Here is an 11667-nt window from a genome sequence, read left to right on the forward strand (position 1 = left end):
CCCACCGGCGACTCGTCCCCAAGGCTGAGTCCGCCATCCTCGCGGCGCTTCACGTCAGCGTAGCCCCGGCTTGCGGGCCACCCCCCTTCCGTGGACTGTGCGGGCAACCGTTCGCTGTCCGGAGGAGTTCACCGTGATCCGCCTGCCCGCCCTGATGCTGGGCCTTCTTGCCGCGTCCCCCACGCTCGCGCAGGAGGTGACGACCGCCACCCTCGACAACGGCATGGAGGTGGTGGTGATCGAGGATCATCGGGCCCCCGTTGCCGTCCAGATGGTCTGGTACAAAACCGGCTCCGCCGACGAGCCCCCTGGCGTGTCCGGCGTGGCCCACTTCTTGGAACACCTGCTGTTCAAGGCCACCGACGATCTCGAATCCGGTGAGTTCAGCCGTGTCGTGGCCGAGAACGGGGGTACCGACAACGCCTTCACGAGCTATGACTACACCGCCTATCACCAGCGCGTGGCGGCGGACCGGCTCGAACTCATGATGACCATGGAAGCGGACCGGATGAACGATCTCCGCCTGACGGAGCAGGACATCGAGACCGAGCGGCAGGTCATTCTTGAGGAGCGCAACCAGCGCGTCGACTCGGACCCGTCCGCCATCGCGCGCGAGCAGATGCGCGCGGCCCAGTTCCTCAACCACCGCTACGGCCAGCCGGTCATCGGATGGCGGCACGAGATGGAACAGCTCGACCTTCAGGACGTGCTTGGAACCTACGACCTCTGGTATTCGCCCAACAACGCGATCCTGGTGGTCGCAGGCGACGTGGAACCCGAAGCGGTCGTGGCCCTGGCCCAGAAGCACTATGGCGCGATTCCGGCCGAGCCGGGCCTCCCCCCGCGCGAGCGGCAGCAGGAGCCTCCGCAGATGGCTGCGCGGACCGTCCATTACGAGGATCCCCGCGTGTCGCAGCCCTATGTGGCCCGCAGCTACATCGCTCCGGCCCGCAACGCCGGCGACCAAAAGGACGCCGCGGCGCTTGTATATCTGGCCGAGATCCTGGGCGGATCCTCCTTCACTTCTGTGTTCGCAGAGAAGCTGACCTTCGAGACCCCCGTCGCGCTGTTCTCCGGCGCAGGCTACGACGGGACGGCGCTCGATGACGGCAGCTTCAGCGTCACCGTGGCCCCCCGCCCCGGCGTGTCCCTGGAGGAGGCCGAAGCTGCCATGGACCAGGCCTTGCGGGAATTCCTCGACGAAGGCGTCGATCCTGCGCAACTCGAACGAGTCCGGACCCAACTCAAGGCCTCGGAGGTCTATGCGCTGGACAACGTGGAAGGGCTCGCCAACCGGTACGGCGCGGGGCTCGCCACGGGTCTCACGGTCGAGGACATCAAAGCTTGGCCCGGCATCCTCCAGGAAGTGACGGCCGACGATATCATGGCGGCCGCGCGCGACGTTCTCGATCCCAAGTCCTCGGTCACGCTGTATATGACCGCTCCCCCAGAGCCGGAGCCGGTCCCGGCGGCGGCTGTCGCTCCCGCTGAAGCCGGTACCCCTGAAATTCCTGCCGAAGAGGCGTCCCAATGATCCGCGTCATCCTCGCCTCCGCCCTGTCGCTCTGGGCCGTGGCCGCCCAGGCCGCCATCGACATCCAGCAGGTGACCTCGCCCGGCGGCATCAAGGCTTGGCTGGTGGAGGAGCATTCCATTCCGTTCACCTCGCTGGAAATCCGCGTCCGGGGCGGCGCCAACCTCGACCGCGACGGCAAGCGCGGCTCGGTCAACCTGATGACGGCGCTTCTCGAGGAAGGGTCGGGTGACATGGACGCCCGTCAGTTCCAGGAGGCGCGGGAGGGGCTTGCGGCCTCGTTCGGCTTCGACGTCTATGACGACGCTCTGGCCGTTTCGGCCACGATGCTGACCGAGAACCGCGACGAGGCCGTCGGACTGCTGCGGCAGGCGCTGATCGAGCCGCGCTTCGATGAGGACGCGATCGAAAGAGTCCGTGGACAGGTGGAGTCCATCATCGCCTCGAACGCGCAGGACCCGAGCACCATCGCCAGCAACACCCTGATGACCGAGGCCTTCCCGGGCCACCCCTATGGCGCGGACCTCAACGGCACCGCCGAGTCGGTGGCCGGGCTCACGCGCGAGGATCTGCTGCAGGCGCATCGCGACACCCTGGTCAAGGGCCGCGTCTATGTAGGCGCGGTGGGCGACATCACGCCCGAGGAACTGGGCACCCTGCTCGACTCCTTGCTGGGCGACCTGCCGGACGATGGCCCCGCCCTCCCGGCCGAGCAGACCATGACCGTCCGAGGCGGAACCACCGTGGTGGATTATCCCACGCCCCAGGCCGTCGCCGTGTTCGGCCAGCCCGGGCTCGATCGCGACGACCCCGACTACTTCGCGGCCTATGTTCTGAACCACGTCCTGGGCGGCGGCGGCTTCGAGTCGCGCCTGATGAACGAGGTGCGGGAAAAGCGCGGCCTGACCTATGGCATCGGGACCTCCCTGGTGGACAAGGACTATGCCGACCTTTGGCTGGGCTCAGTGGCCTCGTCCAACGCGACGATCGGACAGGCCATCGACTTGGTGCGGCAGATCTGGGCGGACGTGGCGCAGAACGGCGTGAGCGAGCAGGAACTGACGGCGGCCAAGACCTTCATCACCGGGGAATACCCGCTCCGGTTCGATGGCAACGCCCAGATCGCGGGCATCCTGGTCGGCATGCAGATGATTGGCCTGCCGCCCGACTATGTCGTCAATCGCAACTCCTACATCGAGGCGGTCACGATGGAGGACATCAAGCGCGTCGCGGGCGAGCTGATGGATCCGGCCAATCTCCACTTCGTGGTGGTGGGCCAGCCGGAGGGCTTGGAAGCGGAAGCCGAGCCGGCAGTCGGGACGATTCCGGCCAAGGACGCGGCGACGCCGTGACAGGCAAAGGCGTCCGAAGCCATCGTCCGCGCGCGCCCCTTGGCTTGGCCCAGGGGGCGCGCGTAGTCTGTCCGGCATGACGCGTCCCCTCCTTCCCCCGACCATCCGGCCGCTCGATCCCCACGCCGTCAACCGCATCGCGGCGGGCGAAGTGGTGGAGCGGCCAGCCTCGGCCGTGAAGGAACTGGTCGAGAACGCGCTGGACGCGGGCGCGACCCGGATTGACGTGGCCATCCGGGAGGGCGGGCGGGCGCTCATCCGCGTGGAGGACGACGGCTGCGGCATCCGTGCCGAGGAACTGGGGCTGGCGCTCGCGCGGCATGCGACCTCCAAGACCGATGGCGCGGATCTCCTCGACATCCACAGCTTCGGCTTTCGTGGCGAGGCGCTGGCCTCGCTCGCCGCCGTGGCCCGGATTGCCTTGACCAGCCGGGTCGCCGGGGCCGAAGCCGCCTGCATCGCGGCCGAGGGTGGGCGCGTCGGTGCGGTCCGGCCCGCAGCACTATCCCGAGGCACCGTGATCGAGGTGCGGGATCTGTTCTTCGCCACGCCGGCGCGGCTCAAGTTCCTGAGGGGCGAGCAGGCCGAGGCGCAAGCTGTGGCAGAGGTGATCCGCAGGCTCGCCATGGCCGAGCCGTTCGTGGCCTTCACCCTGCGCGACTTGACGGACGGCGAGCGTCTGGTGATCCGGCTGGATGCCGAAACCCCCGACCTGGGCGACCCGCGCGAGGCGCTGCGCCGCCGGCTGCGAGCCGTGATGGGCCGGGGCTTCTCGGACGGGGCGGTCCCTTTGGAGGCCGAGCGCGATGGCCACAGCCTGCTTGGCTGGGCGGGCCTGCCGGCCGAGGCGCGAGGCGCCGCCACGGCTCAGAACGTCTTCGTCAACGGGCGGCCGGTACGGGATAAGCTGCTTCTTGGGGCTCTGAGGGCGGGCTACATGGATGTCCTCGCGGCCGGGCGCTACCCGATGGCCGCGCTGTATCTGGAATGCGATCCCCGGCTCGTGGACGTGAACGTTCATCCGGCCAAGGCCGAGGTGCGCTTCCGAGATCCTGACACCGTGCGGGGCCTGGTCGTCGGTGCCCTGCGGCGGGCCCTGGCCGGGTTGCGGGCGGCACCCAGCCTGGCCGAGGAACTGATCGAGGCAGCACGGTTCGAGCCGACGCCCGGTGCAGGGCCTATGTCCGCACAAGGGCACGTCATGCCGTCGCCTCGGGCGCTCGAGGCCGCGTTCCGTGCCCAGGCCCCGGCTTTTGCCGAGCCCATGCCGCCTGCCGCGCCATGGGTCGTCCCCACGCCGGAGGACGAGGCGCACCCTCTTGGGGCGGCCCGGGCCCAGCTTCATGGCAACTGGATCATCGCGGAAACTCGCGACGGCCTCGTCCTCGTGGACCAGCACGCAGCCCATGAGCGGCTGGTCTATGAGCGGCTGAAGGAGGATGCGGCGCGCGGGCCAGTACCGTCTCAGGCGCTCCTGATCCCGGTGGTGGTAGAACTCCCCGAGGAGGACGCGCAACGCCTGGGCGACGCCGTTTCCGACCTCGCGCGGCTCGGGCTGGTGGTCGAGCCGTTCGGGCGTGGAGCGGCTGTGCTGCGCGAGGTGCCGGCGGCGCTGGCCGGGGCCGACGGAGCGGCGCTGCTGCGCGACGTGGCCGACGCCTTGGCCGAGGAGGGTGCAGGGGGGCTTGGGCGAAGGCTCGATGCGGTGCTGGCGCGGGTCGCCTGCCACGGGTCCGTGCGCTCGGGCCGCAGGCTCCGGCCCGAGGAGATGAATGCGCTTCTGCGCGAAATGGAGCGGACGCCCAATGCCGGGCAGTGCAACCATGGACGTCCCACCTTTGTGGCGTTGCAGATCAAGGACATCGAACGGCTGTTCGGACGGCGCTGATGGACAGGGGCATTCCTGCGGGCTAGCCTCCCTGCGACAGCAGAGGAGCGGCGGCATGTCCTGGCATACGGCAACGGCAATTCTGGGCGTCCTCCTTCTGGGGGCATGCACCCAGCAGGCCCAGTCCCCCTTTCCGCCGGTCCGACCCGTCGAGCCGCAGGAGCTCGAATTCGCGGCCCTGGACAGCAGCTACCAGCGTATGTTCGAGCGGTCGCTGACCGAGGCGCCCTTTGCCAACGGTGCCCTTGCGGTGATCGCGCCCCAGGGGGACGAGATGGCCAGCTACCGCCTCGTGCCCTGCCAGGGCGGGGCAGCCATCTGCGGCGGCGGGCCGGCCGGGCCGGCCGGGCGTCTCGTGCGGACGCCGGACTGGTTCGTGGTTCAGGGGCTGTATGGTCGCACCTTCTGGCTCAGCCATGGCGGCGACGGCTACCTGGAACGGAACGGTCAACTCGTGCCCCTGTCGTGGGAGACGCGAGGCGCGGGCACCGGGGACGGTGACGCCCCCAGCCTGGACACGCCTTACCGCCACGACTGACGGAACGGGCGGAACCGGCCCGGTGAGCCACCCGTTTGCGTTGCCGACGCAGAATGGGGATTGGTCATGGACATCGGAGCGGATCAGGTCGGCGAGGTCATCCTTCTCGCCCGCGAGATGGTCGAGCAGTACACGGGCGCCAACGAGCAGTTCGACGGCCTGATCGAAGGCATGAACGATGATCAGCGGCTCGACCTCGTGGCGTTGTGCTGGATCGGCCGAGGTGACTTTGAACCCGAGGAATGGGACGAGGCCCGGCGCACCGCCTCCGAGGAGGCTACGCTCAGCGTTGCTGAATACCTCAAGGGCGTGGATCATCTGGCCGAGCATCTGGAGGCGGGTCTTGATGCCATGGGCATCAATCCCGTCGATGCTGAGGACAGCGCGACCGAGAGTTGAGACAGGTTTATGTTGCAAGAGTGCAACATAATCGGGCTATCGTCCGAACCAAGGCAACAATAACCCCGCGGGCGGGTTCTGACCGTGAGCCGCCGCGACAAATGCGGTGGCGACGATAAGGGGAGCGATCAATGATCGACAAAACACTTTGGGCCTCCGTCGGTGCGGCGGCCCTGATCGTGGCCTTGGGATCGGCCGCGCAGGCTCAGAACCTTTCGGGTTCGGCCGTCAACTTCGACATCGATGAGAACGTCGAAGACGTGGTCGAGGACATCAACGAAGACGTCGAAGACGACTTCGATCGCGACCTCGATCCGTTCGGCAACGAAGGCCGCGAACTGGGCTTCCAAGGTTCCGTGGCGCTGCGCGCGACAGGCACCACGGGCAACAGCGAGTCGAGCGACATCGGCATAGGCGCCAGCTTCGAATACTTCGACGGGCAGAACGGCAGCGACTTCAACTTTGCCTACACCTACAGCGACGATGGCAACAGCGGCGACGATGTTGAGGAGAACCTGTTCTTCAGCACGGACTACACCCGTGAGCTGGGTCGTTCGTTCTACGGTTTCGCCAAAGGCGTCGCGATCTACGACAACAACTCGGACGATCCCGACAACGACGACGTCGGCGACGAGGACGAGGACGAAGCCCTCTACCGCAGCGACATCTTTGTCGGTGTGGGTGTGGGTTACCGCATCTCGAACACAGATCGGTTCCAATGGTCGGTGCAGGCCGGTCCTGGCTACCGTTGGTACGAGCCGTTCCAGGAAGATGATCCGACTACCCCGGGCGACGAGAGCAACGACTCCGAGCGGATCGAGGAAGTCGCCGCCAGCGTCACGTCCAACTTCGCTTATCAGTTCAGCCCGACGATCACGCTGAGCAACGATACCGACGTCATCACCTCGGATGAGAACACCAGCGTTCTCAACGATCTCGCCCTCAGCGTCGCGCTGAACGAGTCGCTGTCGCTCCGCACCTCGGTCCTGACCGAGTACCAGAGCGAGCCGGGTACCCAGTTCGACGGTCCGGTTGAGGTTGAGCGGGACAATGTGGACAACACGCTCGGCGTTGCGGTCGTCTACAGCTTCTGATCGCTGATCGGCATGGATGGCCCTGGCCATCCGATGCTTCGCGGGGCCGCCATCCCTTGGCGGCCCCGCGTTATTGCATAGCGCCTCCTTTGACCCCTGGCTCGCTTTCGGGGCTGCGCTAGACTGGCCCAGAGAAGCCCGTCCCGTGCGGGACCGGATGAAAGGACCAGCTCATGCGTCACCTGCTCATCGCGTCCGCCTTGGCAGCCCTGTTGCCGGGCGTCGCCCTGGCCGACGATCTGGCCCTGGTCCTGGGCACCGCCGATTACGCGACGCTGCCGGACTTTCCACGGGGGGCGGAGGTGACGGATGCGGTGGATGGCCTCGCCACGCTGGGTTTCCGCGTCATGGCGCTTCGGAATGGCGGTGCAGCGGGTGTGACACGCACGCTAAACGACTTCATGGCCGCGGTTCCCGAAGCCGACCGCATCCTGATCGCTCTGTCCGGCCGCTTCGTCACGGATGGCCGCCGCACATGGTACCTGACGCGCGACGCGGCCGCGCCGACGCTGTTCGGCCTTGATGAGCGGGCGCTGTCGCTGGAAAGCCTGATGCAGGTTCTGGCGCGTGCGCCCTCGCGGGCGGTGCTCCTTTTGGGCGTGGGCACGTCAGCCGAGCAGGAGGTGTTCGATCCCTGGCTGCGCGAAGGCGTGGGGGATCTGGACATCCCGCAGGGTGTCACGGTTCTCACGGCGGGACCCCGCAACGCGGCGAACTTTCTCGCGGACGAGCTGTCGGTGCCGCGGGGGGACCTGTCGCGCCTCGTGGCAGAGAACGGTAACGTCGACGCCGAAGGTTACCTGCCACGTGGCTTCGTCTTCACGCCGCGCCCAGGCGACCCTGCCCTGACCGAGACCCAGGCCGCCCGGGCCGAGGAGACTGCGCTCTGGCAAGGAGCCGTCGCCCTGAACACGATCGACGCCTATCGCAACTACCTGTCCGCCTTTCCGCGCGGTCGTTATGCCGCGCAGGCCCAGGAAGGGATCGACGCCATCTTGGCCGAGCCCAACCGCGAGCAGCGGCTGGCCGAGGAGGCCTTGGGCCTGTCACGCGACCAGCGGCGCGAGATCCAGCGAAACCTGTCCTTGCTCGACTTCGACACGCGGGGCATCGACGGCATCTTCGGATCGGGCACCCGCCGGGCTGTCACCGACTGGCAGCAGCAGAACGGCTTCAGCCAGACCTCCTACCTGGACCGCGAGCAGATCGAGCGCATCGCCGCGCAGGCAGGCAGACGGGCCCAGCAACTCGAGGCCGAAGCCGAGCGCCAGCGTCAGGAAGCCGAGCGGGCCGACCGAGCATTCTGGGAAGAGTCGGGTGCGCGGGCCGACGAGGCCGGGCTTCGGGCCTACCTGGAACGCTACCCCGACGGCCTGTTCGCCCAGCAGGCGTCGGAGCAGCTGGCCCGCATCGAGGGTGAGAAGCGCCAAGAGGCGCAGGCGCAGGATCGCGTCGCCTGGGACCGGGCGCGTGAGGCCGACACCCTAGCCGGCTACCAGCGCTATCTGGAGAGTTTCCCTCAGGGCCAGTTCGTCGAGGAGGCGCGCACCCGGAGAAACGCCTTGGTGGAGGAGAACGAAGGCGCCCAAGAAACCGAAGAGGCCCGTGCGGCCGAGCAGGCGCTGGGCCTGAACGCCCTAACGGCGCGGGTCATTGAACAAAGGCTCGACGCCCTAGGTCTCAACCCCGGAGAGGTCGATGGGCGCTTCGACCGGAACACGCGACGGGCCCTGCGCAACTACCAGCGTGACCGAGGGTTGCCGGTGTCGGGTTTCCTGAACGAGCCGACCCTCGTCCGCTTGCTGGCGGATACGTTGGGCCAGTCGCTTCAGGAGTGAGGGGCAAGGCTGCAGCTGGCAGGCGGTTCCATGGGTCGGGAACCGCCTGAACCTGCTGTCGGTGTCACCGCGCCGGGACGTAGCGCTCGAACAGCATGCGCGTCAGCGCCTGGGTGCCCTCGCCCAGCTGGCGCACGCCCACGAGATAGGTTCCCGGCATGACCCGCGCGGTCACGAGGGAATCGTAGGACTCGCCGTTGTCGTCGTTAAAGGCGACCTGCCGGCCGAAGTCATCGAACAGCACCAGCGACGGGTCACCCTGGCCATTAGTCACGGCCTCGATCAACACGAGGCCACCCTCCGGCACATCGAAGGAGAACCAGGTGGTCGCATCGGTGGTCTGCACGTCTTGCCGCAGTCGCGTGGCAAGGGTTCCAAGCGCCGTGACCGGGTAGGACCCGTCCAAAGGCGGCGAAGCCTCCCCCCGCTCGTACATCCCGACTTGGGCGGCTTGGGCATCATACGCCGACACGCTGACCGTGATGGGCTGCGACGGATCGCTGAGCGCGTTTACCGCAATGCAGTAGGATCCCGGCTGGAGCGGCACGGCCTGATCGATCCGGGAGTTCAGGCCATCCCAGTCGTCGTTTTCGGCCAGATAAGCGCCCTGCGCGTCATAGAGCGCGATGGACGGGTCCGCCTGCGTGTTCTCGGCGGTGATCGACAAGGAGGTTGGTGCCGAAAGCTCGAAGCCCCAGAATGGCACCTCGGCCGCGGGAACGGCTACGGTCACGGGGCCAGACGAAAGCAGAACGTCAAGCGGCTGGCCGTCCCCCAGGAAGTTGGCAACCGTGGACAGATCGCAGGATCCTCCGGACACCATTGGATCCGTGGACTCCACGGCATCCATTCCGGCCGGCGCGGGCTCTTCCGGTTGGGTGGCGGTGTCTTGGCCGGGCGTGAGCGCCTCGTGTTCGGTGCGACCCACGCGAACAAATCCGGTCATCGGAGAGCCGTCGTAAGACCGCAAGGACAGGCAGTAGCGGCCTGGCTGAAGTGTGGTCTCGGCGCGCGAGGCACCATCACCGCCCGAATCATCGTCCGAAAGCAGGACGGTGCCCGCTTCGTCACGCAGATCGATGGCCGGGTCGCCCGAGCCACGTCCCTGCGCCTCCATGCGCACCTCGGTCGGGGCCGAAACCGAGAACAGGGACACATACTCGTTGTTCTGGAGCACCAGGGCCATCTGCTCCATGTAAGCCGGAGCGCCCGTCACATCCGAGGCCGACTCGGCGCCTCCAATCCACTGGCCGTTGCTGCTGGCACCGCCGCAGAAGCTCGGGTCCTGAGCAAGGGCAGGGCCTGCGGCCGCCACCGCGAGGACGGCGGCGCTGCCCAGCCTGAGCTTGGTGTTGGTTCTCATCGGACATGCTCTCCCATGGCGTCGCTGGGGGGCAACCTAAAGCCTGCACCCAAGGTGCTGCCAGCGCCAACTGCATCGCATGCAGTCGGAAAATCCGCACTTGCCGTCCCGACCTGCAGGACGAAAAAAGCCGCCGCGGTTTCCCAGCGGCGGCCCGTTTGTGCCTAAGAGGCAGCGCGGCTTAGCCCTGGCGGGCCTTAAAGCGGGGCTGCGTCTTGTTGATCACGTACACTCGACCCTTACGGCGCACGACGCGGCAATCGCGGTGGCGCTGCTTGAGCGAGCGGAGCGAGTTGGCGACCTTCATCGTCGTCTCTCCTGTTCGCGGCGCACGTCGCGCCTTGGTTTGCATGGGGCAGGCACGCTGCCTGCCCTTGTTCCTTGGGCAGGGCTGACCCTGCGAGATGGTGGGCGGTACTGGGATCGAACCAGTGACCCCTACGATGTCAACGTAGTGCTCTACCGCTGAGCTAACCGCCCGTCCGCTTGCCGGTCCTTGAAAGGCCCTGCATCGGGTGGGCGGTGGATAAAGGCTGCGGGAAGGGTGGTCAAGGGCTTTTGGCAAGTGTCGTTTCCGCGCTATGTAGGCCTCCGGCTCGACCGAGACGGATCCCCAACACGCATGACCCAGGCCTTTGAGATCACGCATCCAGAACGGCGGACGACGTCGGTGGTCTTCGCGTCGCCCCACTCGGGCCGCGAATATCCCAAGGCGTTCCTTGACCGGGCCGAATTGGACGCCCGGGCGATCCGTTCGTCCGAGGATGCCTATGTGGATCTCCTTTTCGATTCGGCCCCCCGGCAGGGCGCGCCGCTGCTGAAAGCCTTCGCGTCCCGTGCCTTCGTCGATCTGAACCGGGCGGCCGACGAACTGGATCCGGCGCTGATCGAGGGCGTGAGGCGGCCGGTCCACAACCCGCGTGTGGCCTCGGGCCTCGGGGTGATCCCTCGGGTCGTGGCGGGCGGACGAGCCATCCACCGTGGCCGCATCGCCTTGTCGGAGGCGCATGGCCGAATCGATACCTACTGGCGCCCATACCATGACGCGCTGCAGGAACTTCTCGCTGAAAGCCACGCACACTTTGGCGAAGCTATCCTGATCGATTGTCATTCGATGCCTCACGAGGCCATAGAATCCATCGGTTCGCCAGGCGGCCTGCGTCCGGATGTCGTGTTGGGCGACCGGTTCGGCGCTGCGGCCTCGACCGCGATCGTCGACCAGATCGAGGCAGCCTTCACGGCAGCCGGACTGCGCGTGTCGCGCAACATGCCTTTCGCGGGTGCTTACATCGTGCAGCATTACGGTCGGCCATCCCGCCGGCAGCATGCCATCCAAGTGGAAATCGACCGTTCGCTCTACATGGACGAGCGACTTGTTGAGCCATCTCCCCGATTTGAACAGTTCCGGCAGCTCTTGGGTCGCGTCGTGGCCGATCTGACCGCGATAGGCCGCCCGGAGGAGACTCGGGTCGCAGCCGAATAAGAGGGGAAAGGGGATCCACCTTGGACCTTCCGAGTTCCTCGGTGCTTGGAGCCCTGCCGCGCCAACACGGCCCTACACAGGTCGGGGCACTTTTCTTGGCTCCTCTTTCATTTTCCCGCTTGCGTTGGGCATGTGGTTTCCGTAGAGAGGCCTCCACCGACGGCACGGGTTGTGGTGT

The 11667-nt window shown here is 67.0% G+C and carries 10 protein-coding genes and 1 tRNA gene; 8 read left to right on the top strand and 3 right to left on the bottom strand.

The window, feature by feature from the left end; genetic code table 11:
* The first annotated feature begins 133 nt into the window (after positions 1 to 133).
* The 7 genes from FHG66_RS13320 (at position 134) to FHG66_RS13350 (ending at position 8643) form a co-directional block, all read left to right on the top strand.
* Positions 134 to 1534 (top strand): M16 family metallopeptidase, encoded by a 1401-nt coding sequence (locus FHG66_RS13320; RefSeq protein ID WP_246082594.1) that lies wholly within the window; start codon positions 134 to 136, stop codon positions 1532 to 1534.
* Positions 1531 to 2886, top strand: a complete 1356-nt coding sequence (locus tag FHG66_RS13325) for a M16 family metallopeptidase (protein ID WP_139077546.1) — start codon at positions 1531 to 1533, stop codon at positions 2884 to 2886. Before FHG66_RS13320 ends, FHG66_RS13325 begins: the two co-directional genes overlap by 4 nt.
* 76 nt (positions 2887 to 2962) lie before the next feature.
* Complete coding sequence (gene mutL / locus FHG66_RS13330) at positions 2963 to 4774, top strand: DNA mismatch repair endonuclease MutL (protein ID WP_139077547.1); 1812 nt, start codon at positions 2963 to 2965, stop codon at positions 4772 to 4774.
* A gap of 55 nt (positions 4775 to 4829) precedes the next feature.
* Entirely contained in the window at positions 4830 to 5312 is a 483-nt protein-coding gene (locus tag FHG66_RS13335; protein ID WP_139077548.1) for a hypothetical protein, read from the top strand.
* A 66-nt stretch (positions 5313 to 5378) separates the two neighbouring features.
* The gene (locus tag FHG66_RS13340; RefSeq protein ID WP_139077549.1) at positions 5379 to 5711 is read left to right on the top strand and encodes a DUF3775 domain-containing protein; all 333 of its coding nucleotides are present in this window, start codon (positions 5379 to 5381) and stop codon (positions 5709 to 5711) included.
* Positions 5712 to 5842: 131 nt separating this feature from the next.
* A complete protein-coding gene (locus FHG66_RS13345) occupies positions 5843 to 6805 on the top strand; it encodes a DUF481 domain-containing protein (RefSeq protein WP_139077550.1) in 963 nt (320 codons plus the stop codon).
* Between the two features lie 173 nt (positions 6806 to 6978).
* Complete coding sequence (locus FHG66_RS13350; RefSeq protein WP_139077551.1) at positions 6979 to 8643, top strand: peptidoglycan-binding domain-containing protein; 1665 nt, start codon at positions 6979 to 6981, stop codon at positions 8641 to 8643.
* Between the two features lie 64 nt (positions 8644 to 8707).
* Here the strand turns inward: FHG66_RS13350 and FHG66_RS13355 are convergent, their stop codons facing one another.
* The 3 genes from FHG66_RS13355 to FHG66_RS13365 all read right to left on the bottom strand — a co-directional run bounded on the left by FHG66_RS13355 (position 8708) and on the right by FHG66_RS13365 (position 10486).
* Positions 8708 to 10006 carry a PPC domain-containing protein gene (locus FHG66_RS13355; protein WP_139077552.1) on the bottom strand — a complete coding sequence of 433 codons (1299 nt, stop codon included), beginning with the start codon at positions 10004 to 10006 and terminating at the stop codon, positions 8708 to 8710.
* A gap of 181 nt (positions 10007 to 10187) precedes the next feature.
* On the bottom strand, positions 10188 to 10313 hold the full coding sequence (gene ykgO, locus FHG66_RS13360; protein WP_089843309.1) for a type B 50S ribosomal protein L36: 126 nt from the start codon (positions 10311 to 10313) through the stop codon (positions 10188 to 10190).
* A gap of 98 nt (positions 10314 to 10411) precedes the next feature.
* Positions 10412 to 10486: transfer RNA gene (locus FHG66_RS13365), tRNA-Val, on the bottom strand.
* Positions 10487 to 10628: 142 nt separating this feature from the next.
* On the opposite strand from FHG66_RS13365, the gene FHG66_RS13370 reads away from it, so the two are divergent.
* On the top strand, positions 10629 to 11489 hold the full coding sequence (locus FHG66_RS13370) for an N-formylglutamate amidohydrolase (protein ID WP_139077553.1): 861 nt from the start codon (positions 10629 to 10631) through the stop codon (positions 11487 to 11489).
* Positions 11490 to 11667: the final 178 nt, after the last annotated feature.

The sequence above is a fragment of the Rubellimicrobium rubrum genome, assembly GCF_006152115.1.
Taxonomy (GTDB): domain Bacteria; phylum Pseudomonadota; class Alphaproteobacteria; order Rhodobacterales; family Rhodobacteraceae; genus Rubellimicrobium; species Rubellimicrobium rubrum.